This is a genomic window from Bacillus sp. FSL R5-0820 (assembly GCF_038593385.1).
In the GTDB taxonomy this organism is placed as follows: domain Bacteria; phylum Bacillota; class Bacilli; order Bacillales; family Bacillaceae; genus Bacillus; species Bacillus altitudinis.
This window is the reverse complement of record NZ_CP151991.1, coordinates 2,492,783-2,519,129: the sequence shown is the minus strand read 5'-3', so window position 1 is coordinate 2,519,129 and position 26,347 is coordinate 2,492,783. Positions and strand designations below refer to the sequence as shown.

Annotated in this window: 24 protein-coding genes, 1 tRNA gene, 2 pseudogenes and 1 riboswitch; of the genes and pseudogenes, 23 read left to right on the top strand and 4 right to left on the bottom strand. The window is 41.9% G+C overall.

All coding sequences use genetic code 11. The features are described 5' to 3' along the window. Positions 1-42 precede the first annotated feature (42 nt). The 4 genes from NST15_RS13000 to NST15_RS12985 all read left to right on the top strand — a co-directional run bounded on the left by NST15_RS13000 (position 43) and on the right by NST15_RS12985 (position 5,601). Positions 43-1,521 carry an alpha-N-arabinofuranosidase gene (locus tag NST15_RS13000; protein ID WP_342498577.1) on the top strand — a complete coding sequence of 493 codons (1,479 nt, stop codon included), beginning with the start codon at positions 43-45 and terminating at the stop codon, positions 1,519-1,521. Positions 1,522-1,767: 246 nt separating this feature from the next. Next, a complete protein-coding gene (trxA, locus tag NST15_RS12995) occupies positions 1,768-2,082 on the top strand; it encodes a thioredoxin (protein WP_007501629.1) in 315 nt (104 codons plus the stop codon). A gap of 140 nt (positions 2,083-2,222) precedes the next feature. Further along, a complete protein-coding gene (uvrC, locus tag NST15_RS12990; RefSeq protein WP_007501627.1) occupies positions 2,223-3,995 on the top strand; it encodes an excinuclease ABC subunit UvrC in 1,773 nt (590 codons plus the stop codon). A gap of 61 nt (positions 3,996-4,056) precedes the next feature. Further along, a riboswitch (Lysine riboswitch) is annotated at positions 4,057-4,234 on the top strand. 131 nt (positions 4,235-4,365) lie between these two features. Continuing rightward, positions 4,366-5,601 carry an aspartate kinase gene (locus NST15_RS12985; protein WP_017367813.1) on the top strand — a complete coding sequence of 412 codons (1,236 nt, stop codon included), beginning with the start codon at positions 4,366-4,368 and terminating at the stop codon, positions 5,599-5,601. A 374-nt stretch (positions 5,602-5,975) separates the two neighbouring features. On the opposite strand, the gene NST15_RS12980 is transcribed toward NST15_RS12985, so the two are convergent. Next, positions 5,976-6,419, bottom strand: a complete 444-nt coding sequence (locus NST15_RS12980; protein ID WP_008345974.1) for a YslB family protein — start codon at positions 6,417-6,419, stop codon at positions 5,976-5,978. Between the two features lie 283 nt (positions 6,420-6,702). Between NST15_RS12980 and NST15_RS12975 the strand changes: the two genes are divergently transcribed. The 5 genes from NST15_RS12975 to NST15_RS12955 all read left to right on the top strand — a co-directional run bounded on the left by NST15_RS12975 (position 6,703) and on the right by NST15_RS12955 (position 11,245). Continuing rightward, positions 6,703-7,311: a succinate dehydrogenase cytochrome b558 subunit gene (locus tag NST15_RS12975; RefSeq protein WP_007501622.1), complete on the top strand. Its 609-nt coding sequence runs from the start codon at positions 6,703-6,705 to the stop codon at positions 7,309-7,311. A gap of 37 nt (positions 7,312-7,348) precedes the next feature. After that, complete coding sequence (gene sdhA, locus NST15_RS12970) at positions 7,349-9,109, top strand: succinate dehydrogenase flavoprotein subunit (protein ID WP_008345971.1); 1,761 nt, start codon at positions 7,349-7,351, stop codon at positions 9,107-9,109. 1 nt (position 9,110) lies between these two features. Further along, positions 9,111-9,875, top strand: coding sequence for a succinate dehydrogenase iron-sulfur subunit (sdhB, locus tag NST15_RS12965; protein WP_008345969.1), 765 nt, complete (start codon positions 9,111-9,113; stop codon positions 9,873-9,875). 123 nt (positions 9,876-9,998) lie between these two features. Continuing rightward, positions 9,999-10,457, top strand: coding sequence for a thioesterase family protein (locus NST15_RS12960; RefSeq protein WP_007501614.1), 459 nt, complete (start codon positions 9,999-10,001; stop codon positions 10,455-10,457). 71 nt (positions 10,458-10,528) lie between these two features. Then, positions 10,529-11,245, top strand: coding sequence for a biotin--[acetyl-CoA-carboxylase] ligase (locus NST15_RS12955; protein WP_026050129.1), 717 nt, complete (start codon positions 10,529-10,531; stop codon positions 11,243-11,245). A 141-nt stretch (positions 11,246-11,386) separates the two neighbouring features. Here NST15_RS12955 and NST15_RS12950 read toward each other — a convergent pair whose 3' ends face one another. Then, complete coding sequence (locus NST15_RS12950) at positions 11,387-12,517, bottom strand: PrpF domain-containing protein (protein WP_342498576.1); 1,131 nt, start codon at positions 12,515-12,517, stop codon at positions 11,387-11,389. A gap of 135 nt (positions 12,518-12,652) precedes the next feature. Between NST15_RS12950 and NST15_RS12945 the strand changes: the two genes are divergently transcribed. From NST15_RS12945 to NST15_RS12900, 10 genes are all read left to right on the top strand, one after another. Next, the gene (locus NST15_RS12945; protein ID WP_007501609.1) at positions 12,653-13,513 is read left to right on the top strand and encodes a LysR family transcriptional regulator; all 861 of its coding nucleotides are present in this window, start codon (positions 12,653-12,655) and stop codon (positions 13,511-13,513) included. Between the two features lie 155 nt (positions 13,514-13,668). After that, positions 13,669-14,985 carry a citrate:proton symporter gene (locus tag NST15_RS12940; RefSeq protein ID WP_017358236.1) on the top strand — a complete coding sequence of 439 codons (1,317 nt, stop codon included), beginning with the start codon at positions 13,669-13,671 and terminating at the stop codon, positions 14,983-14,985. Positions 14,986-15,191: 206 nt separating this feature from the next. Then, complete coding sequence (gene gerE, locus NST15_RS12935; RefSeq protein ID WP_003184172.1) at positions 15,192-15,416, top strand: spore germination transcription factor GerE; 225 nt, start codon at positions 15,192-15,194, stop codon at positions 15,414-15,416. Between the two features lie 149 nt (positions 15,417-15,565). Further along, the gene (locus tag NST15_RS12930) at positions 15,566-16,006 is read left to right on the top strand and encodes a MarR family transcriptional regulator (RefSeq protein WP_007501606.1); all 441 of its coding nucleotides are present in this window, start codon (positions 15,566-15,568) and stop codon (positions 16,004-16,006) included. Between the two features lie 10 nt (positions 16,007-16,016). Then, the gene (gene racE / locus NST15_RS12925; protein WP_342498575.1) at positions 16,017-16,832 is read left to right on the top strand and encodes a glutamate racemase; all 816 of its coding nucleotides are present in this window, start codon (positions 16,017-16,019) and stop codon (positions 16,830-16,832) included. A 101-nt stretch (positions 16,833-16,933) separates the two neighbouring features. Then, positions 16,934-17,995 (top strand): GerMN domain-containing protein, encoded by a 1,062-nt coding sequence (locus NST15_RS12920; RefSeq protein WP_007501601.1) that lies wholly within the window; start codon positions 16,934-16,936, stop codon positions 17,993-17,995. A gap of 151 nt (positions 17,996-18,146) precedes the next feature. Beyond that, the gene (gene rph, locus NST15_RS12915) at positions 18,147-18,875 is read left to right on the top strand and encodes a ribonuclease PH (RefSeq protein WP_007501599.1); all 729 of its coding nucleotides are present in this window, start codon (positions 18,147-18,149) and stop codon (positions 18,873-18,875) included. Positions 18,876-18,885: 10 nt separating this feature from the next. Continuing rightward, a complete protein-coding gene (locus NST15_RS12910) occupies positions 18,886-19,488 on the top strand; it encodes an XTP/dITP diphosphatase (RefSeq protein ID WP_171971372.1) in 603 nt (200 codons plus the stop codon). Between the two features lie 14 nt (positions 19,489-19,502). Next, the gene (locus NST15_RS12905; RefSeq protein WP_008345914.1) at positions 19,503-20,027 is read left to right on the top strand and encodes a metallophosphoesterase; all 525 of its coding nucleotides are present in this window, start codon (positions 19,503-19,505) and stop codon (positions 20,025-20,027) included. A gap of 120 nt (positions 20,028-20,147) precedes the next feature. Next, positions 20,148-20,221, top strand: a tRNA-Arg gene (locus NST15_RS12900). A 688-nt stretch (positions 20,222-20,909) separates the two neighbouring features. Here the strand turns inward: NST15_RS12900 and NST15_RS12895 are convergent. Beyond that, the gene (locus NST15_RS12895) at positions 20,910-21,299 is read right to left on the bottom strand and encodes an immunity 50 family protein (RefSeq protein WP_008345913.1); all 390 of its coding nucleotides are present in this window, start codon (positions 21,297-21,299) and stop codon (positions 20,910-20,912) included. Between the two features lie 20 nt (positions 21,300-21,319). Continuing rightward, positions 21,320-22,899: pseudogene (locus tag NST15_RS12890) on the bottom strand (T7SS effector LXG polymorphic toxin). 185 nt (positions 22,900-23,084) lie between these two features. Between NST15_RS12890 and NST15_RS12885 the strand changes: the two are divergent. The 4 genes and pseudogenes from NST15_RS12885 to dltB form a co-directional block, all read left to right on the top strand. Then, positions 23,085-23,225: pseudogene (locus tag NST15_RS12885) on the top strand (DUF1668 domain-containing protein); the annotation flags it as partial. 254 nt (positions 23,226-23,479) lie between these two features. Continuing rightward, on the top strand, positions 23,480-23,629 hold the full coding sequence (locus tag NST15_RS12880) for a teichoic acid D-Ala incorporation-associated protein DltX (protein ID WP_024427820.1): 150 nt from the start codon (positions 23,480-23,482) through the stop codon (positions 23,627-23,629). 14 nt (positions 23,630-23,643) lie between these two features. Beyond that, on the top strand, positions 23,644-25,149 hold the full coding sequence (gene dltA / locus NST15_RS12875) for a D-alanine--poly(phosphoribitol) ligase subunit DltA (protein ID WP_058213893.1): 1,506 nt from the start codon (positions 23,644-23,646) through the stop codon (positions 25,147-25,149). Next, positions 25,146-26,330, top strand: a complete 1,185-nt coding sequence (dltB, locus tag NST15_RS12870) for a D-alanyl-lipoteichoic acid biosynthesis protein DltB (protein WP_025207735.1) — start codon at positions 25,146-25,148, stop codon at positions 26,328-26,330. The genes dltA and dltB overlap by 4 nt, the downstream gene beginning before the upstream one ends. Positions 26,331-26,347: the final 17 nt, after the last annotated feature.

Genomic DNA, 26,347 nt, shown 5'->3' with positions numbered 1-26,347 from the left:
GTTTTTTTGTATGTTATCACGAAACAAAGGAGCGGTTTATAAGTGAATGGAACAGTAAAAGTCAATGAAGTGATTGGGCGCATTTCTAAACACATTTATGGGCACTTTCAAGAGCATTTAGGGAGAGGGATTTATGACGGGATTTGGGTAGGAAAAGACTCAGAGATTGATCATATTGAAGGGATTCGTACCGATGTGCTAAAGGCCCTTCAAGCATTACATATTCCGGTGCTGAGGTGGCCGGGGGGCTGCTTCGCAGACGAGTATCACTGGGCAAATGGTGTAGGTGATCTGAGTGAACGAAAGACGATGGTAAACACCCATTGGGGTGGTACGGTTGAATCCAATGCATTTGGTACGCATGAATTTATGGCATTATGTGAGCTGCTTGAATGTGAGCCATACATTTGCGGCAATGTGGGAAGCGGGTCTGTTCAAGAATTAGCCGATTGGGTCGAATACATGACATTTCCAAAAGGGACACCTATGTCAGACTGGCGCATTAAAAACGGAAAACAAGAACCTTGGAAGCTGACCTATGTTGGTGTAGGCAATGAAAGCTGGGGCTGCGGCGGGAATATGACGCCTGAATACTACGCAGATTTATATAAACGCTATCAAACGTACGTAAGAGAGTTTGCAGGGCAGCGTATTTACAAAATCGCCTGCGGCGCGAACTCTAATGACGTGAATTGGACGAAAGTATTGATGGAGCGGGCTGCACCGTGGATGGATGGGCTCAGTTTGCATTACTATACGGTCCCAGGAACATGGGAGAAAAAAGGGTCAGCGACCGATTTTGATGAGGATGAGTGGTTTACAACGCTGAAAAAGGCGTATGAAATGGAGCGGCTTGTCGTGGAACACGGAAAAATCATGGATCGTTATGATCCAGACAAGCGAATCGGGATGATTATTGATGAATGGGGGACATGGTATGATCCAGAACCGGGGACAAATCCAGGTTTTTTGTATCAGCAAAACACATTAAGAGATGCCCTAGTCTGTGCCTTGCATTTTCATATTTTTCATCGCCATTGCCAGCGGATTCATATGGCGAATATTGCCCAAACCGTCAATGTGCTGCAAGCGATGGTGTTAACGCAGGACGAAAAGATGCTCCTGACGCCAACCTATCACGTATTTCACATGTTTCAAGTGCATCAAGAAGAAGAAGCGCTTGAAGTAGAATTGAATGCCCCTTCGTATGAACGCCGGGGTGAAAAAATGCCTCAAGTCAGTGTGTCAGCCTCGCGGTCATCTGACAAGATGCATATTAGTTTATGTCATGTGAATCCCCATGAAAAAGCAGACGTATCTCTTGCGATAGAGGGAGTCGATGCAAAAACGAAGGTCACTGGCCGTGTACTGACTGCTGATCGGATGAATGCACACAATACGTTCGATGATCCTCATTCTGTTCAGCCTGCGGACTTTCGGCAATTTGCTGTTAAGCACGGCGAGCTGACTATTGATCTGCCGCCTATGTCGGTTGTCATGTTGACCGTCGATCTGGCTTGATCGCATATTTCAATGTTTGATGAGAAGAATGTTGGGGCATCATACATTGTAAATGAAGCGGAAAGGGAGTCATGTCATATGCTTAGAACCATTCTGATGATCATTGGTGCGATTGTTGTTATTGGTGCGATTATACGGTTTGTTTTTTAATTCATTTCATAAAAAATGATTCGTAAGCATTTCATTCGCAAGTCACATTGGTAGATGCTATACTAAAAAGCATAATTTACATTGGAGGAATGAATAATGGCAATCGTAAAAGCTACTGACGCAACATTTTCACAAGAAACTGCAGAAGGTGTTGTTCTTGCAGACTTTTGGGCACCTTGGTGCGGACCTTGTAAAATGATTGCTCCAGTTCTTGAAGAACTTGATCAAGAAATGGGCGATAAAATGAAAATTGTAAAAATTGATGTGGATGATAACCAAGAAACTGCTGGTAAATACGGCGTTATGAGTATCCCAACACTTCTTGTTTTAAAAGACGGTGAAGTCGTCGAAACGTCTGTTGGTTTCAAACCAAAAGAAGCACTAGCTGAGCTTGTAAACAAACATCTATAAACCGATCTATGCCCGCGTGGCATGATCTCAAAAAGCGGTTCTCGTATAGTCGAGAGCCGCTTTTCTTTCATCATGGTATAAAACAAATGTTCGTGATACACTAGAAGGAGTGAAAGCGGAAAACAAGGACGGATGAAAATATGAACAAATTGATCAAAGAAAAGCTGTCAGTCTTACCTGATCAACCAGGCTGTTACTTAATGAAAGATAGACAAAATACGATCATTTATGTGGGAAAGGCAAAGGTATTAAAAAATAGGGTCCGCTCTTATTTTACAGGATCTCATGATGCCAAAACGCAGCGGCTTGTCAGTGAAATCGAAGACTTTGAATACATTGTCACCTCTTCAAATATTGAGGCACTTATTTTAGAGCTGAATTTAATCAAAAAATATGACCCGAAATACAATGTCATGCTCAAGGATGATAAAACGTACCCTTTTATTAAAATTACGAATGAACGTCACCCTAAGCTGATTGTCACTCGCAATGTGAAAAAGGATAAAGGGAAATACTTCGGTCCATATCCGAACGTACAAGCAGCAAGAGAAACGAAAAAGCTGCTCGACCGTTTATATCCACTTAGAAAATGTGCGACACTCCCTGACCGAGTCTGTCTTTATTATCATCTTGGACAATGTCTTGCTCCGTGTGTGTATGACATTTCTGAAGAAACGAATAAACAGCTCGTCGACGAAATCACAAGATTTCTAAACGGAGGACATCAGCAAATCAAGAAAGAATTAACAGAGAAGATGCAAGAAGCGGCCGAACAATTAGAGTTTGAGCGGGCAAAAGAGCTGAGAGATCAAATCGCATACATTGACTCAACGATGGAAAAGCAAAAGATGACGATGAGTGACTTATCTGATCGTGATGTGTTTGCCTATGCTTATGATAAGGGCTGGATGTGTGTCCAAGTCTTCTTCATCAGACAGGGAAAATTAATCGAACGTGATGTCAGCCTATTTCCGATGTATCAAGACCCTGAGGAAGAATTTCTCACGTTTATGGGGCAGTTTTATGAAAAGAACAACCACTTTTTGCCGAAGGAAATTTTGGTGCCAGACAGCGTCGATCAAGAGATGATTGAGCAATTGCTTGAAACGAATGTTCATCAGCCGAAAAAAGGAAAGAAGAAGGATTTGCTTTTACTTGCCCACCAAAATGCCAAAATTGCTCTCAAAGAAAAGTTCTCGCTTATAGAGCGTGATGAAGAACGGACAATTGGTGCAGTGAAGCAGCTTGGAGATGCACTCAATATTTATATGCCATACCGGATTGAGGCTTTTGATAACTCCAATATCCAAGGAGCAGACCCCGTTTCCGCTATGGTTGTCTTCCAAGACGGGAAGCCGTATAAAAAGGAATACCGAAAATACAAAATTAAAACCGTTGAGGGGCCTGATGATTATGCTTCCATGCGTGAAGTCATTAGAAGGCGGTATACCCGTGTGTTAAAAGATGAACTGCCGCTTCCTGACTTGATTTTAATCGATGGAGGAAAAGGACAAATCAACGCAGCCATAGATGTGCTCGAAAATGAATTAAATCTGTCTGTTCCTGTGGCAGGTCTTGTGAAAGATGAAAAACACAGGACATCGAATCTGATGATGGGTGATACGCTTGAAATTGTTGCGCTGGAACGGAATAGTCAGGCCTTTTATTTATTGCAGCGTATTCAAGATGAAGTGCACCGATTTGCGATTAGTTTTCACCGGCAGCTTCGCGGGAAGAATGCATTCCAGTCTATTCTAGACGATGTCCCAGGTATCGGAGAAAAGCGCAAAAAGCAGTTACTTAAACATTTTGGCTCTGTGAAAAAGATGAAAGAAGCCTCTATCCAGGATTTTCAGGACGCTGGTATTCCGAAGCAAACGGCTGAACTTTTAATGGAGGCATTAAAAAAATAGATTGTACTTTTTCCAAAAGTCTGTTAAGATGTGACTAATTTAATAAATGAACGTGTTGTTTGTTGAAGATAGAGGTGCGAACTTCAAGAGTAAGCCTTCAGAGATCGAGGGGATCTAGGAAGAGGGCTGAAAGGGGAGCGTCGCCGAAGTGAATAAAATCCACTCATTTTATTCGCTGGCTGTACATTGAAGAAATGTAGGGCTGTCAAGAATGTATTTCTTGGAGGGCTATCTCATTGTTTGCATCGTTTGATGATGATTTTAAAGCAATGGGAGATTTGTTCTCTCATTGCTTTTTTATTTGCAGTGACGAGAGCAGTCTCCGCAGCCTCTTCTCTCACACGTGATCTTTTGAAAAAGGGTGGTAGACATGGGACTAATTGTACAAAAATTTGGTGGAACATCTGTTGGATCGACAGAAAAAATTCGCAATGCCGCAGAGAGAGTCATCGCTGAACGCGAGGCAGGAAATGATGTGGTCGTGGTTGTGTCTGCGATGGGCAAATCAACGGATGTTTTAGTAGATTTAGCGAAAGAACTCACAGACGAACCAAGCAAAAGAGAAATGGATATGTTGCTCACGACTGGAGAACAAGTGACCATTTCGTTACTGGCCATGGCACTGCAAGCAAAAGGCTATGATGCCATTTCCTTTACAGGCTGGCAAGCTGGGATGAAAACAGAGAAGGTGCACGGAAATGCAAGAATCGTGGACATCGATGAAGTAAGAATCAAAGAAGAACTGAGTGCGGGAAAAGTCGTCGTTGTAGCAGGTTTCCAAGGAATTGCGGATGATCTACATATTACAACACTTGGGCGTGGTGGATCAGATACGACAGCAGTGGCACTAGCTGCGGCACTCAAAGCGGACAAATGTGATATTTATACGGACGTACCAGGTGTGTTTACAACAGATCCTCGTTATGTACCGTCTGCGCGAAAACTTGCAGGAATTTCATACGATGAAATGCTTGAGTTAGCCAATTTAGGAGCAGGTGTGCTGCATCCGAGAGCGGTCGAATTTGCGAAAAATTATCAAATCCCACTAGAAGTCCGCTCTAGTATTGAAAATGAATCGGGTACGTTAATTGAGGAGGAATCATCCATGGAACAAAATTTAGTTGTAAGAGGCATTGCATTTGAAGATCAGATGACACGCGTGACGGTATGCGGCCTTTCAAGCGGTTTAACAACGCTATCGACTATTTTTACGACACTTGCAAAGCAAAATATCAATGTCGATATCATCATTCAGTCTGTCACAAGCACCAATCAGACCTCCATCTCTTTCTCTGTGAAAACGGATGATTTGTCTAAAACAGTTGAAGTATTAGAAGAATACAAAGGTGCGCTTGGTTATGAGCAGATTGAGACAGAAAGCAAATTAGCCAAAGTATCTATCGTTGGCTCTGGTATGGTCTCAAACCCAGGCGTTGCGGCTGAAATGTTCGCTGTGTTAGCTCAAAAAGACATTCAAGTGAAAATGGTCAGTACGTCTGAGATCAAAGTCTCAACAGTCGTTGATCGTGAAGATATGGTGAAAGCGGTAGAAGCCCTTCATGATGCGTTTGAATTATCAAAGGTGAGCGCCGCTGCTCATTCTTAAATCTTCAAAAGAGGTGTATCCCATGAAAAGATACACCTCTCAGCGTGTAGACAAACCCTCGCATTCTTTGTCAGTCCTGCGCTCTGGTGCTCACGAATGCCAAATTCGCTCCGCGCAAGTAGCTGTCCTTCCTAGACTGCAAAGGTTTTCTGTCACGCTGAAAAGAAGACAAAGAGCTAAAATAAAGTTCATTTTAGCCCTTTGACAACAATCTGAAAGGTGTATCCCATGAAAGGATACACCTCTTTTTTATATTGGAAATCATCAGCATATGAAGAAAGAAAAACATGCGTAAACCGGTACGCCAACTGTGCTATGATAGAAGGGGATATAAAAAAGGCGTGACACGAAGTCATCGCCTTTCATAAACAGTGTTAGCTAGGGTCTCTTAAATCCCATTTAACGGTTAAAATGACTTTATCAGCACGCTTTTTTACTTGTTCATAGGATTCAGCCACGTGCTCATTGAGAAGCTGAATCTGTTCAGCGATAAAACCTGCTTCCATTTGAAAGCATGGCTCCTTTTGATAGCTGAGTCGATTCGATACAAGTGGACCTTCGAGCTCAAACTCAATTTCCTGTTTTTTAGAATGGACCATCGTGAGAGTTCCCCATCCGGCATCATGGAAAAATTCGGGGATCTTTTCCCATGACTCTTGAGGAAATTTACGAGCAAGCAGTTTACCCGCAAAATACATCATAGATGAATGATCCTGACCAAGAATGTCAGGCAGCAGAACTTCGCGTATCAGCTCGTAGGCAAATCCATTGACTTCAATTTCTTTTAGCTGTTCTAAGTTAGATTCGAATTTATTCATTGTATGGCTCCCCTCTTTCAACAATTTATTATAGCTTATGTGGGCATATGATGACAGAGTTTTCCCTGAAGTCTAAGAAATTCTTATTGTAGTAAAACGAATTTTGATTTAAAACTTTTAAATTTCGGAAAATTTTAATTTATGTACGCGGTTTCTTGACGCTTTTTTGACATAGGAGTAAAATGAAATTGTCAATAAATTTGAATAAAGTGCTTACAATTGAAAGAAGCGGGGGTAAGACAATTTTCAAGCAATTGCACTTTTTTTACTAGGGGGTAAAGTAATGTCGGGGAACAAAGAATTTTTTTATCGGAGATTGCATTCTTTGCTTGGCGTCATTCCGGTCGGTCTATTTTTAGTACAGCACTTAGTGATTAACCACTTTGCGACGAATGGACCAGAGGCGTTTAACAAAGCTGCACACTTTATGGAACAGCTTCCATTCAGATATGCACTTGAGCTGTTCGTGATTTTCTTACCACTGATCTATCATGCTGTTTATGGGGTGTACATAGCCTTTACGGCACAAAACAACACGTCTCGCTTCAGTTACTTAAGAAACTGGTTGTTCAGACTGCAACGGATTACAGGTATCATCACATTGATTTTTGTCACTTGGCACGTATGGGAAACACGCATTCAAGCGCAGCTTGGAGCTGAAGTAAACTATGACATGATGGCGAATATTTTAAGCTCTCCATTTATGCTAGGTTTCTATATTGTCGGCGTTTTATCTACTATTTTCCACTTTGCTAATGGCTTGTGGTCATTTGCTGTCAGCTGGGGAATTACAGTTTCACCACGCTCACAAAGAATCTCCACATATGTGACATTAGGTATATTTATAGCGCTTTCATATGTAGGGCTAAGAGCAATTTTCGCTTTTGTTTAAGAGGAAATAGATTAGTAGAAGAGGGAGAGGGGCTACAATGAGTAATTCTAGCATCATCGTTGTCGGAGGCGGCTTAGCTGGTCTCATGGCAACTATCAAAGCAGCAGAAGCGGGAACAGCTGTTAAACTATTTTCAATCGTACCTGTGAAACGTTCGCATTCTGTTTGTGCACAGGGCGGAATTAACGGAGCGGTCAATACAAAAGGTGAAGGAGATTCACCTTATGAGCATTTTGATGACACGGTATATGGCGGAGACTTTTTAGCTAACCAGCCGCCAGTAAAGGCAATGTGTGAAGCAGCGCCGTCCATTATCCACTTACTTGATCGTATGGGTGTAATGTTTAACAGAACACCAGAAGGATTACTGGACTTCCGCCGTTTCGGGGGAACACAGCACCACCGTACAGCATTTGCTGGTGCGACAACAGGTCAGCAGTTATTATACGCACTAGATGAGCAGGTTCGCCGCTATGAAGTAGCGGGGCTTGTGACGAAATATGAAGGCTGGGAATTCCTTGGTGCTGTCTTAGATGACGAGGAAGTATGCCGAGGCATTGTCGCGCAGAACTTGACGACAATGGAAATCGAATCCTTCCGTTCAGATGCTGTCATCATGGCAACTGGCGGTCCTGGTATCGTATTCGGTAAATCAACGAACTCTATGATTAATACCGGATCAGCTGCATCGATCGTTTATCAGCAAGGTGCTCATTATGCTAATGGAGAATTCATTCAAATTCACCCAACAGCGATCCCAGGAGATGACAAGCTGCGTCTCATGAGTGAATCAGCTCGTGGTGAAGGTGGACGTGTTTGGACATATAAAGACGGAAAACCTTGGTACTTCCTTGAAGAAAAGTACCCAGCATACGGGAACCTTGTACCGCGTGACATTGCAACGCGTGAAATTTTCGACGTATGTGTTGAGCAAAAGCTTGGCATCAACGGAGAGAACATGGTGTATCTAGACCTTTCTCACAAAGATCCAAAAGAGCTTGATATTAAGCTTGGTGGAATCATTGAAATCTATGAAAAATTCATGGGTGATGACCCGCGTAAGCTTCCGATGAAAATTTTCCCGGCTGTTCATTATTCAATGGGCGGCTTATGGGTTGATTATGATCAAATGACGAATATCAAAGGCTTGTTTGCTGCAGGAGAATGTGATTACTCTATGCACGGCGGAAACAGACTTGGTGCAAACTCATTGCTTTCTGCGATTTACGGCGGAATGGTTGCTGGACCAAATGCTGTGAAATACATTAGCGGTCTTGAAAAGTCTGCAGAAGATTTATCATCTGCAACATTCGACAGTGCCGTGAAGAAAGAGCAGGAGAAATGGGACAACATCCTTAGCATGGATGGCACAGAAAATGCATATGTGCTTCATAAAGAGCTTGGAGAATGGATGACGGACAACGTGACAGTGGTTCGTTACAACGAGAAGCTCTTAAAAACAGATCAGAAGATTGAAGAACTGATGGAGCGCTATAAGCATATTAACATCAACGATACAGCTTCATGGAGCAACCAAGGCGCTGCCTTCACGCGTCAGCTTGACAACATGCTTCAGCTGGCACGCGTCATTACGATTGGGGCTTACAACCGGAATGAAAGCCGAGGCGCACACTATAAACCGGAATTCCCAGAAAGAAACGATGAAGAATTCCTAAAAACAACGATGGCTACGTTCAAAGGGAAGAACCAAAAACCTGCATTCCACTATGAGGACGTCGATGTATCGTTAATTGCACCTCGTAAACGAGATTACTCGAAGAAAAAGGTGGAGAAATAAGATGAGTGAAAAAAACACGATTCAATTTATTATCACACGTCAAGATACAGCAGATGGCAAGCCTTATGATGAGGAATTCGAAATCCCTTACCGTCCGAATATGAACGTCATTTCTGCACTCATGGAAATCAGACGTAATCCGGTCAATAAAAAAGGTGAAAAAACAACGGCGATCAACTGGGACATGAACTGTCTTGAAGAAGTATGTGGCGCTTGTTCCATGGTCATTAATGGAACGCCTCGCCAATCATGTACTGCACTGATTGACAAGTTAGAGCAGCCGATCCGTCTTCAGCCGATGAAAACGTTCCCGGTTGTGAGAGACTTGCAGGTTGATCGAAGCCGTATGTTCAATTCATTGAAAAAAGTCAAAGCATGGGTGCCGATCGATGGCACATATGATCTTGGACCTGGACCAAGAATGCCTGAGAAAAAGCGTCAATGGGCGTATGAGCTTTCAAAATGTATGACATGTGGTGTCTGCCTTGAAGCTTGTCCAAACGTGAATGATAAGTCTTCCTTTATGGGCCCTGCACCGCTTTCACAAGTTCGTCTATTTAACGCACATCCGACAGGTGCAATGAATAAGTCTGACCGTTTAGAAGAAATTATGGGTGATGGCGGTCTTGCAAACTGCGGGAACTCTCAAAACTGTGTGCAGGCTTGTCCGAAAGGAATCCCGCTCACAACATCAATTGCAGCACTTAACCGAGATACAACATTACAAGCTTTCCGTAACTTCTTCGGAAGCGATCACGCAGAATAACATCACATTCAGTCCTCCTTGCCAATCATGATGAGTGTTTACAAGAGGCTGGATGCAATAACATAACAAACGCCTCTTCCAATACGGGAGAGGCGTTTTGTTTGCGAATAAGGAGTGGGTCAAATGAGGCTGCCGTCATATATTGAAGAACCGTTTGAAGAGTGGAGGGCATCGTTTCGATTTTATGTGGAAACAACCGTCCGTTTTTCAGAAACGGATATGTTTGGTCACATGAACAATGTCACCCCGTTTGTGTATTTTGAAGAGGCGCGGATTGCCTTCTTTCAAAAAACGGGAATTGTAGATAAACGAATGAAGCGAGCGAGAGAGACGATTACGGTCGTGGCAAACCTTCAATGTGATTACATCAAGCAAGTGGAAATCGGTGAGAGGCTGCGTGTGTATGTAAAGCCAGAAAAGGTTGGATCAAGCTCTCTCATCCTTCATTATTTAGGAGAAAATGAACAGCAAGAACCGTGTTTTACAGGCTCAGTCACGATGGTGCAAATAAGTAAAGACACCGGTGCCCCTGTACCGTTTACAGAAGAGGAAAAAGAGACTTTTCAGGCCCAGCGACATTAAAGAATCACGGTCACATGTTTCATTTTGTTATAATAAAAAGATCATATGAAGATGAAACAAAAGGAGAGCACATGAAGATTTTTCAATACGACACCATTGATAGTACAAATAATGAAGCGAAAAGGCTCATTCAGCAAGGAGAAATCCCTTCATTTGCTGTATATGCCCGGCAGCAGACAGCAGGGAGAGGCAGGCTTGGCAGACCGTGGGAAACGCCTACAGGAAATGTGGCTGTCACGATGACAGTAAAACCGCCAGTAGATATCTCCACCCAATCAACGATTGCCCCGCTGACGGCACTCGCGATTTATGATGTACTCAAACCACTCATGAGAGCAGAGGATCAGCTGGCGATCAAATGGCCAAATGATCTATTGATTAATGAAGCGAAAGTATCTGGCACATTAATTGAAGCAGACCGTAGCGCCATTTACATCGGTGTGGGCATCAATGTAGAGACAAAGCCCGAGCACGTTCCGTATAAAACCGTTTGCCTATCAGAACTGACTGAGGTGAAAGCGGACCAGCTAGTGAAAGATTTGGTAGCGGCCTTTGAAAAATACCATGCACGCTGGCAAATGGAAGGATTTGAAGCCCTCACTGCCCTTTATAACAAACGATTATATCGGCTGAATCAACCGCTTCGTATTTCACTAGATCGTGAAAAGCAAACATGGCAGGAAGGGATTTGCTGTGGTGTGAATCGTTATGGTCATATTCAGTTAAAAGATGATCAAGGACATATAAAAGCCCATTCAGCAGGAGATATTGATGCACCGCCCAATTAGACAATTTCTCGTTCGATGAGTGTGTATAAAACCGTTGCATTCGATGTTAGAACGGATTGCTTTAAGATCTTCACACTGAAAAAAAGACAAAGAGCTAAAATCAGTTCATTTTAGCTCTTTGTCGACATGATGACGTCTCATTTATGCTTCTCTTTTTATTTGAGGTTGAACCATGTAGTCTTTTTTTGTAAAGACCACTCCATCTAGGATTTCTCTTGCGGTTCGAATGACTTTCACTCTATTTTGTGAGATATCAATTTCAGTTTGCATAATACCAGCAGGATGACCAATTCGAAGTGTATCATCTTGACCTTGAAACAGCTGTGCCGGAAGCGTTTGATCCATGAAACAGCTGGCTGACACACAGACAGATCCGGTGATGGCAAGTGCTTGGTGCGGTCTTTGCATCGATAGCATCCGAACGATGATGTCCATATCTGCTGCTCTTCTCAATATTCCATTTGTATCTACATAATCAGCAGGCTCGCTGATGATCGCAAGCTTTGGAACAGCAGGAGACTGTAATGTGGCCAGTTCTTTTGGTGCGAAGTGACACATTTCAGCAGCGATGGAACGAATCTCTTCTAAATCATCCAGCAATTCGTCTGTAAACTCCTCAGGCAATTCAGTTCCTTTTAATTGAATATCTTTGGCACGGACAAAGGCGATTGGATTTGCAATGTCTACGATTGAGATCGGAATCTCTCCAAACTTTGTCTGGATCGTATCCATTTTGTTTCCAGTCGGAAAGGTTTTACCTGTGACAGCGCCTTCAGGTTTCTCAAAGGATAAATAAATGGGAGAACCTGTTCCTTTCACTCCTGGAATTTCTGCCTGTCCTTCAAATTTCACTTCTCCATTCTCGACTTCTACCTCTGCCACAATGATTTTATTCGTGTTGGTATTCAAAATACGTACCGTTGTGACAGGCTCAACTGCTTGGACAAGTCCTTTAATGATGGCATACGGTCCAACTGCTGATGAGATATTCCCACAGTTTCCTTTAAAGTCGACAAACCTTTCATTGATGCTGACTTGTGCAAACGTATAGTTTACATCCACATCTGGACGAGTGGCTTTATCGATAATGGCCACCTTACTTGTTAAAGAATTACCGCCCCCGATTCCATCAACTTGCAGCCGGTCAGGGCTGCCCATAATGTCTAATAGAAATGCTTCGAGCTCATCGTGTTTGTAAGGTGCATCATTTGCTTGAATGAAGACCCCTTTGCTTGTACCGCCTCGCATGATTGTGATTGGAACTTTTCTCATTGCTCTCACCCTCAATTGTTTAGTTACTATTTATCTAATCAAAATGGTAAAGTATAATAAGAAATAAGTTAAATACATTATTTTAAGAGAAACTGATAAAATATTTTTATAACAAGGTCAAAAGGAGGGCACACAATGGATGAGAAAGATTGGCGGTTTTTAAAGGTGCTATATGAAGAGAAGAACATCACAAAAGCGGCAGAAAAATTATTTGTATCGCAGCCTGCCTTAAGTTATCGATTGAAACAGCTTGAAGAGGAATTTGACATGAAGCTTTTCTTTAAAAGAAAGCGAGGCATTGAATTTACATCAGAGGGCGAATACTTGGCTAAATACGCAAATGACATGCTCAAGCAGCTCCAGCAAACGAAAGATGGCATGCTCAATATGCAAAAAAAGGTCAAAGGAACGATCAGGTTAGGGGTGTCGAGTAACTTTGCTCAATATAAACTGCCGGAAATTTTAAGAGAGTTTTCTAAGCAGTATCCACATGTTCAATTTATGGTGAACACAGGATGGAGCACAAAAGTCATGGATTTATTAGGGACATCAAGTGTACATTTAGGGATTTTAAGAGGAGATTACGACTGGAATGGAGAGCGATTTTTGCTTGATAAAGAACGCCTTTGTATCATTTCAAAATCAGAAATACAGCTAAAGGACCTTCCGAAGCTGCCGCTCATTGACTATCACACGGATAGTTCATTAAAACGATTGATTAACAGATGGTGGCAGGAGACATTCACGATGCCTCCGCTTGTGACAATGGAGACAGACAGGCAAGATACATCAAAAGAGATGGTGAAGCATGGTTTAGGTTATGCCATTGTCCCGGAAATTTGCCTCAGACCAAGTGATGAGCTATTTGTAAAAGGTCTTTCGTATAAAGATGGACAGCCTGTTTTAAGAGATACATGGCTCATGTACCAGCCGGATTCCCTTCATTTGTCTGTTGTGAAAGCATTCATTGAGTTTTTAAGAAGTCAGCAAGGCTAATTATAAAAAAAATTTATTGAATAGACGAAAAAATCGATATTTTCATTATAAAAAAAGCTATTATATCCTTGAAATAGAAAGCGCTAACATTTCGGGCCGCAAGTGCAAAAGGGGCGCTTGTGGATCGTGTAAAGAAGAGGATGGAGGGATATGAAGTGCTAGCTATTTTAGGGATCTTGATGGTCGTGACTTTTACATTTCTTATTATGACAAAACGTATGCATCCGGTGGTGGCTCTAACCGTTGTGCCAATCATCTTTGCTTTAATTGGTGGATTTTACAGCGGATTAGGGGACATGATGCTTGATGGACTCAAGACCGTTGCACCATCTGCTGCTTTATTGTTATTTGCCATCTTATTCTTCGGTGTCATGCTGGATGCTGGATTGTTTGACCCGTTGATCAAACTGATTTTACGCCTTGTGAAAGGCGATCCGGTCAAAATTGCTTTTGGGGTAGCGATTTTGTCTATGCTTGTTGCATTAGATGGTGATGGAACGACAACGTACATGATTACCGTATCAGCTATGCTGCCACTTTTCTTAAGAATTGGGATGAACCCACTGATTTTAGGGACGATTTCATTATTATCACTAGGCATTATGAGTGGAATGACGCCTTGGGGCGGTCCAGCTACTCGTGCGATTGCTGCACTTGGTTTAGATGCAGCGGAATTCTTCATTCCATTACTCCCGACGATGATAGGGGGCGGTCTTTTTATCCTTTTTACAGCGTATGTTCTTGGAAAAAAAGAACGGAAGCGCATTGGGGTTGCCGAGATTCAGTATAAAGAAGAGGTCTCGATCTCTCCTGAATTGGCGGCATCAATTGAAGATGGCGTAGCTGATATGAAGAGACCAAACCTGATTTGGGTTAACTTCTTCCTGACGATTGCTGTCATGGTAACACTTGTATTGGATATCGTACCGATTCCTGTACTCTTTCTCATTGGCTTTGTCATTGCGCTTATGATCAACTATCCAAAAGTTGAAGATCAGCGTGAGCGGATTTTATCGCATGCAGGAAATGCCTTAACGGTCATTACCCTTGTGTTTGCAGCAGGAATTTTCACAGGCATTTTTTCGGGAACAAAAATGGTGGAGTCCATTGCTAACTTGGTCATTTACATGATTCCAGATTCATACAGCTCATTTTTTCCACTCATTGTCGCTTTGACGAGTATGCCATTTACATTTGTTCTTTCAAATGATGCGTATTATTTCGGGGTGCTGCCAATCTTAGCTGAAGCCGGCGCAGCTTACGGAATTGATCCAGTAGAAATTGCGCGCGCCTCTATTATCGGACAGCCTGTCCATTTACTGAGTCCGCTTGTGGCTTCCACATTACTACTTGTGAGTATGCTGAATAAAGATATAGGTGATTTGCAAAAGTACGCACTGTTATGGACCGTACTCACAGCCCTGTTTACAACACTTATTGCTCTTTTAACAGGAGCCATTTCGATATTTTAAAAGCTTGTTTGATCAAGGACGATGTCTCTATAGGGGACTCGTCCTTTTTTGTGCGGTTTGAAGGGGAGGAAATTGGACGCTCATCTGCGGGAATTCTCGATTTTAACGTCACCTACCTCAAGTACCCGGCATATGATATCTCGACTATACAGAATCCCATTCTATAGAGACTAGAGCTCTCACCTTAGCAAGGAGGGTTACAATACTTGAAGGAGAAAGAGTTTCAATCCAAGCCGCTATTAACCAAAAGAGAAAGAGAAGTATTCGAATTGCTCGTCCAAGATAAAACAACAAAAGAAATTGCAAGCGAGCTTTTTATTAGCGAAAAGACTGTTCGAAATCATATTTCGAATGCCATGCAAAAGCTAGGAGTCAAAGGTCGTTCACAGGCCGTAGTCGAGCTTCTGCGTATGGGTGAGCTAGAGCTCTAACGTCAGCCGGTTTTCCTTCCGCACCAGGGAGGAGCCGGTTATTTCTATATCGTTTCCATGAGTCTCTTCTTGCAATTTCTTTGAAAAACGAGGAAAATAGGAATGTACGTTTTAATCAAAGTGAGATGCTATAGTGAGGTATCAATGAAATGGAAACGAATGAGTCAGGCCATGTTGCAGAAATTGAAAAATCATTGCGCCATATTGCTGCAATCATTAAGCAAAAAGGTAGAGAAATTCTGAATCAATATACGATTACACCTCCTCAATTTGTAGGGCTTCAGTGGCTTTATGAATTCGGAGATATGACAATAGGTGAGCTATCACAAAAGATGTATTTGGCTTGCAGCACGACAACCGATTTAATTGACCGAATGGAAAAAAGTGAACTTGTTGAACGGGTGAAAGATCCGTCTGACCGCCGCGTGGTTCGCATTCATTTATTGCCTGAAGGTGAGCGGATCATTCAAGAAGTGATTGTCAAACGCCAAGAATACGTCAGTGAACTTCTAGGGGCTTTCTCAGAAGAAGAAGCCATCGTTTTCAACCAATCTTTAACGAAACTACAGCAGCAAATGAAAAGAAAATGAGGCGATTTTGTTGGATCAACCAATCGGCGTGATTGATTCCGGCGTAGGCGGTTTAACCGTTGCGAAGGAAATCATGAGACAACTGCCAAAAGAAAAAATTATTTATGTAGGCGACACAAAACGATGTCCATACGGCCCTCGAGCAGAAGAAGAGGTTCTTCAATATACATGGGAAATGGCGCACTACCTATTAAGACATCACCATATTAAAATGCTAGTCATTGCGTGTAACACTGCGACGGCGATAGCACTTGATGAAATTAAAGCAACACTTGATATCCCGGTCATTGGCGTAATCCAGCCCGGAGCCCGCACAGCGATCAAGGTCACAAACAATCAGCATATTGGCGTCATCGGCACTGCCAATACGATCAAAAGTGAAGCCTATAAAGAAGCACTGCTTTCTTTAAAAGCAGGACTAACTGTTCAAAGTCTGGCATGTCCAATGCTTGTGCCGTTTGTGGAAAGTGGTACGTTTTTAGATCATACAGCAGATGAAGTCGTAAAAGCTTCTCTTGAACCGATGATAGAAACAGGCATTGATACGCTTATTCTTGGTTGCACACACTACCCGATTTTAAAAGAACCGATTCAGCGCTTTATGGGCAGTGGCGTCAACATCATTTCTTCAGGAGACGAGACAGCGAGAGAAGCGAGCACAATTCTTTCATATAAAGGGCTGTTAAATGATTCGAAGGAAGAGCCTGTTCATACTTTTTATACAACAGGGCAGCAGCAAAACTTTCAAAACATCGCTCAAGACTGGTTCGGCTACCTGCCAGGGAAGGTCGAAACAGTTTCGCTTGAACACGTATATCAGCAATAACCTACTTCTCATGGAAGTGGGTTATTTTTTTATGAAAAGGGTCTAATCCTCTGAGGGAGCTCGTATACATACTAGTACAAACCACTAGAGGAGGGTGAAGTATGCTGAAAAAAGGAACTACAGCAGCTGTTACGTGTATTGCGTCAGCCATGCTTTTATCAGGATGCGGATTGTTTCAAACAGACCAAGCGAAAACAGAGATTGATCCACCACAAAATGTCACGTTTGTGAAAGAAAATAAAGAAGAGAAACAAACAGCGAAAGAAGGAAAAGAAGAGAAGCAAGCAGATACCGTCATGAGAGAATTATATTTAATTGATAAAAATGGATATGTTGTGTCTCAATCCATTCCGCTGCCGAAAAACGAAGGAAGTGCGAAACAAACACTTGAATACCTCGTAGACGGGGGACCGATTTCTAACCTGATGCCAAATGGATTCAGAGCCGTGCTGCCGGCGGACACGAGCGTATCTGTCGATATTAAAGATGGCACTGCGGTTGTGGATTTCTCAAATGAATTCAAAAACTATAAAAAAGAAGACGAACAGCGCATTTTGCAATCGGTCACTTGGACATTAACGCAGTTTGATTCAGTAGCGAAAGTCAAATTAAAGATGAATGGCCATGAATTAAAAGAGATGCCTGTGAATGGGACACCGATTTCAGATGATTTAAGCAGAGAGGACGGCATTAATATTCAGCACGAGGCTGCGGCTGATATGACATCAACAAAGCCTGTGACCGTCTACTATTTAGCTGAATCTGATGAACAGACCTACTATGTCCCGGTGACCAAAAGAGCACCAAAAGACGAGGATGATCCAATTACAGCAGCCATTGATGAGCTCGTCTCTGGGCCAAGCAAAACAAGCCAATTGCTGACAGACTTTGATCAAGATGTGAAGCTGAATGATGTTCCGAAAGTAAAAGACGGTCATGTGACCCTTGATTTCAATGAATCCATTTTTGGTAGTGCAGATGAAAAGAAAAAGGTCATTTCACAAAAAGTTCTTGATAGCATTGTGCTGACATTAACAGAGCTGCCAGATGTGAAAAGCGTGTCAGTGAAGGTAAACGGAAAGGCAGAGCTTGTGAACGAAAAAGGAGCAGAGCTCACAAAGCCAGTTTCAAGACCAGAACAAGTGAATACAGGTAGTTTTTAACGTCACACATTGATATAATGGAGAAAAAGAGGCATGCACATTCGCTGCCTCTTTTTTATTCCAAGCGATTAGAACGGATCGAGGTTGTCAAAGTTAATAGGAGAACCCCGCTGACACCCGCGCGGAATGTATATTGTAACGGAGGTAAAACATGAGATTAGATGAAAGACAATACGACGAATTAAGAAAAATTGAAATACAGGCAGGCTACATTACGCACCCAGAAGGCTCTGTCTTAATCTCAGCGGGAAATACGAAGGTGATTTGTAACGCATCTATCGAGGACCGCGTACCTCCTTTTTTAAGAGGAGAAGGAAAAGGCTGGATTACAGCAGAATATAGCATGCTTCCAAGAGCAACGGCTCAAAGAACGATAAGAGAATCATCTAAAGGAAAAGTCACAGGACGTACAATGGAGATCCAGCGTTTAATTGGACGAGCTCTGCGCGCAGTCGTTGATTTAGAAAAGCTTGGTGAACGCACCATTTGGATTGATTGTGATGTTATTCAAGCAGACGGCGGCACACGCACAGCTTCTATTACAGGTGCATTTGTGGCCATGACACTAGCGATTCAAAAGCTTCAATCAGAAGGCGTTTTGAAAGAAAATCCGATCACTGATTATTTAGCTGCGATATCCGTCGGAATTGATTCTAAACAGGGACTTCTGTTAGATTTAAATTATGAAGAAGATTCTTCAGCTGAAGTGGATATGAATGTCATTATGACAGGCGCTGGACGCTTTGTTGAACTTCAAGGCACTGGCGAAGAAGCGACATTCTCAAGAGAACAACTAAACGGACTGCTTGATTTAGCCGAAAAAGGCATCAAAGAATTAATTGAAAAGCAAAAAGCAGTGACAGGAGAAGTTATCGAATAAAGAGAAGGGTTTGATCAGGATGAAAACTGCCATCATCGCAACGCACAATGCGGGCAAAGCGAAAGAATTCAAAGCCATTCTTGAGCCAAAAGGATTCACGGTCAAAACACTAGCGGACATCGGATTTACGGAAGAGATTGAAGAAACAGGACATACCTTTGAAGAAAATGCGATCATCAAAGCTGAGGCCATTCAAGCCAAAGCAGGTGAAATGGTGATTGCAGACGACTCGGGTCTGTCGATTGATTACCTTGGCGGAAAACCTGGCGTCTATTCAGCGAGGTATGCGGGCGAGCATAAAAACGATGCCGAGAACGTGGAAAAGGTGCTGAATGAGCTGCAAGGCATTGAAAAAGAAGACCGCACTGCTAGATTTAGATGTGCCCTGGCTGTCAGTATACCGGGGAAAGAAACAAAAACGGTAGAAGGATCAGTAGAAGGCTTTATCGCCGAAGAACCGATCGGCGAAAATGGCTTCGGATACGACCCAATTTTCATCGTCAAAGACAAAGACCAGACGATGGCCGAGTTATCACCAGAGGAGAAAAACAAGATCAGCCATCGAGCGGTCGCGCTTCAAAAGCTTTCATCACTGCTAGACGCAAATGAATAAGGGGGAATGAAGCCATGAAGATACTCATCATTAGTGACAGTCATGGACTCACAGACGAACTTCAAACCATTGCCAAACGGCATGCGGCTGAAGTGGACATGATGATTCACTGCGGAGATTCAGAACTCGAAACGAACCACCCAGCACTCGAAGGATACAAAGTCGTCAAAGGAAATTGTGACTTTATGGGCGATTTTGAAGAAGAGCTCCTGCTCCCACTCGACGGAGGCGGAAAACTATTTCTCACTCACGGACATCTGCATGGCATCAAACAATCCTTGCTCCAAGTCTACTACCGTGCAGAAGAGCTAGGCGCAGACATTATCTGCTTTGGCCACTCGCACATCCCTGGCAGTGAGCTGCTAAGAGGAAAACTGCTCATTAACCCAGGCAGCGTACACCTGCCAAGAGTGCGCAAAGAGCGCAGCTATGCTATACTGACACTAGATGGAAGCGAAGCAAACGTACAGTTTTTCACGGACGAAGGTCACGTCATACAAGACCTCGAAAACACTGTCACATTGGAAGGTATTTCATAAGGGTGCAGCATTTGCCCCTTATGAAAAAACTTTCGAAAAACCGTTGACTTTAAAGAACAATAGTAATATAATAAATCTTGTCGCTGAGGTAATACGCCAAAGCACACTACATAACAACATGTCCCAGTAGCTCAGCAGGATAGAGCAACGGCCTTCTAAGCCGTCGGTCGGGAGTTCGAATCTCTCCTGGGACGTATTAAATTAAAAGTCTGAAATCCTTGATATGATAGGATTTCAGACTTTTTTGTTTCTTGGAACATAAGGTTGTTTATCGCTTCAAATTAAGGTTTTGGGAGCGGATTGGTAGCTGATTTATTTTCAAGTGTTTCCGTTCCCTGTCTTTGTATCAAAGAACCTATCAAATGGGTGGTTGATTTTTGTTCAGTTGCTTCAATGACTATGAACGTAAATGGATCAAAATCAAAAATGTATAAATTGAAAAATAGAGTTATTTTTGAAGGTAGCGACTAAATATATTTAAAACAGAAATTTCCACATTTTCACTGGCGACATGAAAGGGATAAACCTATAGTCGGTTCATCCACACACCATGAAAAAATTGACTTTTTCGAAACGAATCTAATTATAGTCTATTTGAACGTGAACGAATAGCGGATATATAAAGTAGCTCAGCAGGATAGAGCAACGGCCTTCTAGGCCGTCGATCGGGAGTTCGAATCTCTACTGGGACGTATGATGATTTGAAACTGTTAAAAAGCCAAAAACATTGATGAATCAAAGTTTCTGGCTTTTTTATTTTTTTCCTATTGTTTAACAAAGTATTTTAGCGATCTTTTATGACTCGAGTCCAACAGGATGGTCAGGCTAAAATCAACTTTAAAGTGGATTTAATATTTGGTGTTTATGAAAACGCAAGGTATCTTAAGAACCAATTAGCCCCGGAGAAATTTGTTCAACCCTTGCCCAATCAAATATGGTTTCGATTTGCATTTGATTCTTGCAATTTATTTTTAGAAATCCTTCATTCTCTGTTGTGTTAATTTCAAAATGATCAATTATATTATTATTTCCTAAATGATTAATTTTTAAATCCGTTACACCAATGAATGATAATTCAACGTAGACAACATCAAAATTCCCCCAACGTTTAGGTTTATTCTTCACGGAGTCTTTTGTCATTAGTCTTATAAATAGGGTAGGACCATCTCTGTTTAAATCAACATTCATGATTTCTGCATTTTTAAAATGGGGGATCCCCCCGAAAATTTGAGTCATCGCTTGTGGGTTCATAAATTTTTCTTCTCTAATCATTTGGATACTCCTCGTCTGAGTTATTTATTGTTTCTTCTTTCAAAATAATAATGGTCTTCTACACCTTCGACTTTACCATTGCGGGTGTTATGTTCAGGTCTTACATTGTGGTGTGAAGGTTGGTTTCCGATGCCTCCTTCTCCAAAATCGTGACCATTTGAATGATCCTGAATAACAATCTTTTTACCATTAACTTCATACGTAAGCTCTCTCGTAAGGATTGGTTGGTTTTTTTCATTTAATATTCTTTTTCCATTTTTATCTGTTAAGGGCACCATCTTTTGACTTTCAGGGTTTTGTGTTCTTGGTATATTTAATTGGCGTTTAATTTCTTTTAAACTAGCTTTTCTAGATTCATGATGGTTTTTATTTAAGTTTTTCTGTACGTCTAGTGTTGCTTTATTCTTTAATTTATTATTTACACCATTTAGTCCAAACGGCAAAAGCATTCCAAGCGCTGCGTTCATACTCGCTTCCTGCTGTTCTTTCGAAATCTTGTTTCCAAACATGTCTCGGCCTGTGATCGCTTCGCTGAAACCGTTGGTGGCGGTGAGGCCATATAAGCCTTTTTGTGATGTTTTCAACGCATCGAAAGACTTCTGTGATGTCTTGTAAATGTCGACTGCTCTGACTGCGGCGGACGTGGCTTGAGTCGTTTTATAGACGGCTTTTCCGCCTTTGAAAATACGTCCTGCCCAGCCGACAATCGGGATGTAGCCTGCTGCTGCCATGCCGCCTGCGGCGACTCGCTGGCCTGCGGTGAGTTCTTCACCTGTGATCGGATCGACACCTGTTGCGGCACGTTTTACATCGTTCACACCTGTCAATTCATTGACGATATTTCCTCCGTAATCAAGAGCTTTTTCATACCACGGACGGTTGGCGAGTGCTTCTTGTTCCTTTGCGATCTTGCGGGCTTCTTCTTGATCTTTTTTGATTTTTAGATATTCAGACGTTTGCTTCTCAATATCGCTTTTTGCCTTGTAGATTTCGCTATTTTGATACGCTTTCTTGTCAAAATTCATAGGCGAAATGGATTTTCCGTCATTTGTCGCATTCATCATTTCTGCGTACAATGCCATTGTAGCCTGCTGCTCCGTCTCTGACAAAGCATATTCATCTTTTAGATTTTGATCAAGCTCTATTAAATCTTTTACTGTCTTTTTTCGTCCATCTTCCGCATCTTCGATCTTTTCATCAAAGGTTTGGCTATCAAATACCTAAATACCTCCAGTGAAATGAGGTCATCAATATCTTGAAAAATCGTTTTGAGTGCCTTTTTTTGATCTTTTACAATGCTTTTAGCATTTTTTATACCCATATGGACAGCATTCTCTAAAAAGTGTTCTTCTACGAAGGTATCGCCGCCAAAGTTTGTATCATCAAGTGTCCCAGAAACACCTTCATGAAAGGCTTTTTGTTTATCAATGAAGCTGATGAACATGTCCACATTTCCGGCGAGTTCTTTGTAGAAGCTTTTAATGTTATCGGCACCTTTTCCAGTGAAGTCGTCACCGAGATTGGCAACACCTTGAAGTGCTTTTTTTAAATCTATCATTTGTTCGCGGAGTGCCTGATAGTGTTTTGCCCTTGTATCCATGGCACTGGTTAGTGCTTTTGCATCAAGTATTTTACCCAGAAAGGTTCACTCCCTTCTCAAATAAGTATGTTTATTTTAACAATATAAAAAAATGTAATGAATAGGAAAAAAGTAGTGAGTGCTAAAGCTCTAAATACTAGATTGGTCAACACACTGCTGAAGTAATTTGACCTTTCCATCCTGGCAAAAAGCGAGATGCCGGCGAAGGTCCTGGGTTTTATGAAATTGACGAGCATGACAACAACAAAGGTCCTTTTGAAAGTAAAAAGGACTATGTGGTATTCAACAACATTCTCATGTTCGAAGTGAATAAATATAAAAAGTAAATAACAACAAAGCCATCTAGTCTAACTAGGTGGCTTTTGCGTTTGTTCGACAGCTTTCACCAATTTTAAGGCAAATTTAAGCTTCTATTTCATTTCAATTACATTAAATCTTTGTTACAATAAGACAGCTTTGCCTGAAGACACGTTCATACTTTGGACATCTTTTTTTCATCAATTCTTAAAATTTTTATGTTTTGATATGAAACTCTTTTGATGATCCATGCGTCTTTATAAGTGTCAAAAGAAAAGAGGTTATCAATATGCTATTCAAAAAGCTATCAGAAAATAAGTCTGTAAAATGGATAGGATATACAAGCTTTTACTTACTTATTTTGCTATTATTGTTCTTTATTTACGGATTCCATACAGCAAATACGGGATCATTCATTTACAACGATTTTTAATTGGAGATTAAACTATGAAACTATTACACACGATTCATGAATACCAACAAACGAAACCGACACAGCCAGCATTTGTTTCTCAACATGCTTCGATCACATATGATGAGCTTTGGCGTCTATCAGACCAAATGGCTGGTGCGATCGATGCAGTCGCAGCTGGCAGTGAACCTGTCATTGTCTACGGTCATATGGAGCCAGAGATGCTGATTTCTTTCTTAGGTACTGTGAAATCAGGCAGACCCTATATTCCGGTCGATATCTCAATACCTGTCGAGCGCATCGTCTCAATCATTGAAAGCTCAAAAGCCAGTCTATTGATATGTGCAAATGAGCAGAATGTATTAGATGTAGAAGAACATATTGAAGTGAAGAGTGCGGCATCGCTTTTAGCACTTGAAAAAGAAGCACCCCCATCCACGCAGTGGGTTCAACAAGATGATGTTTTCTACATTATTTACACGTCTGGCAGTACCGGAAAACCGAAAGGCGTTCAGGTAACAGCCAATAATTTAGAAAGTTTTACAGAGTGGATGTGCCGCGATTTCCCAATTGGTGAGGGGCGCACGTTCTTAAATCAAGCGCCGTTTTCTTTTGACTTATCAGTGATGGATCTCTATCCAACGCTTCAATCAGGCGGCACGCTTTACTGTTTAGTGAAAGATCTTGTGAATAAGCCGAAGGATATGTTTGCAGCGCTTGGTCAATCTGACGTTGAAGTGTGGACATCCACACCTTCCTTTGTGCAAATGTGCTTAATGGATCCTTCCTTTACAGGGGAGCTTTTACCAAAGCTAAACGTTTTCCTTTTCTGCGGTGAGGCACTTCCTGTCTCTGTAGCAAGTGCGCTTCTTGAGCGTTTTCCTAAGGCGCAGGTCTTTAATACGTATGGTCCAACTGAAGCAACTGTTGCGATTACATCGATTGAAGTCACGCAGGAGATTCTTGATCAGCACGATTCTTTACCAGTGGGTTATGCCAAACCGGATACAGATATCGTCATTTTAGATGAAGAAGGCAAGACACTCCCTGATGGGGAAAAAGGGGAAATTGTCATCGTGGGGCCAAGCGTCACGAGAGGCTACTTAGGTGAACAAGCCTTAACGGATAAAGTGTTCTTTGAATACGAAGGACGCCCTGCTTACCGCACAGGTGACGCAGGTGTGGCGCAGGATGGTTTGATTACGTGCCACGGTCGTCTGGACTATCAAATTAAGCTACATGGATACCGAATGGAGCTTGAAGAAATTGAATATCATGTAAGCGAGACAACCTATGTCAATGCTTGTGTGATTGTGCCGTTTCAGCCAAACGGGCATGTGGAGTACTTAATTGCAGCAATTGTCCCAACCGAGCATTCCTTTGAAAAAGAATATCAGCTGACAAGTGCGATTAAGAAAGAAATGGCGGATTCACTGCCTGCGTACATGATTCCAAGAAAGTTTGTCTATCTTGAGCAGCTGTACATGACGCCAAACGGGAAGGTTGACCGTAAAAGAATCGCGAAAGAGGTTCTTCTATGATTCCGTTTAGTTCATTCTTTTTCTTCATTCTAATTGGTATTCTTCTTTTGCCGACGATGATTCTTGGTCTTCGCGGCAAAAGAATGCAGGGCTACAACATGTTTGCAACGGTTGTGGCACTCGCGCTTATTTTCTCAAAGGATGCACATGGCGCTTTGTTGCTGTTCTTGTTCACAGTATGGCAAGTCTTGATTATCCGCCTATATCTTGCGTACCGGTTGAAGGCGAACAAGGCGTCTGTCTTCTATATGGCAGTGGTGGCATCGATTTTGCCGCTTGTACTATCAAAGGTTTTACCGTTCTTTTTAACTCATCAGCCGCATCAACCGCCACCAATGAACTGGCTGAGCTTTTTGGGGATCTCGTACTTAACATTTAAAGGTGTTCAGTTAATTATCGAGACGAGAGACGGCTTGATTAAAAAGAAAATCCCGATTCACCGTTTGGTCTATTTCATCGTCTTTTTCCCGACGATTTCGTCAGGTCCAATTGACCGTTACCGCCGGTTTGAAAAGGATATGGATACACCGCCTGAAAAAGAAGTGTACAGTGATCTTTTATATGCAGGGATTCATAAAATTTTTATCGGGTTCTTATATAAGTTCATTATTGGTTATCTCATTCACACATATATTCTCATGAATATTCACCACATTAGCAGCAGTCACTTTGTTCAACAGTTAACGTATATGTATGCGTACAGTATGTATTTGTTCTTTGACTTTGCTGGATATACAGCATTTGCTGTAGGTGTGAGTTATATCATGGGTATTAAATCACCAGAAAACTTTAATAAACCGTTTATCAGCCGTAATATTAAAGACTTCTGGAATCGCTGGCACATGTCGCTATCCTTCTGGTTCAGAGATTATGTGTTTATGAGATTTGTGTTCTTTATGACAAAGAAGAAGTGGATCAAGAACCGGATGGCTGTATCAAATATTGGGTACTTTGTACTCTTTCTATTGATGGGTGCTTGGCATGGTCTCGCCCTTCAATATATTATTTACGGACTATACCATGCAGTTGTGATGTCCGGTTACAATTTATTTGAGAAGTGGAATAAAAAGCACAAGTGGTGGCCGGATAATAAGGTCACAATGGTTGTGTCGATCATTATTACATTCCATGTGATTTGTTTCGGATTTTATATTTTTTCAGGAAAACCATTTCATCATTAATGATTAAGGGAGTAGAA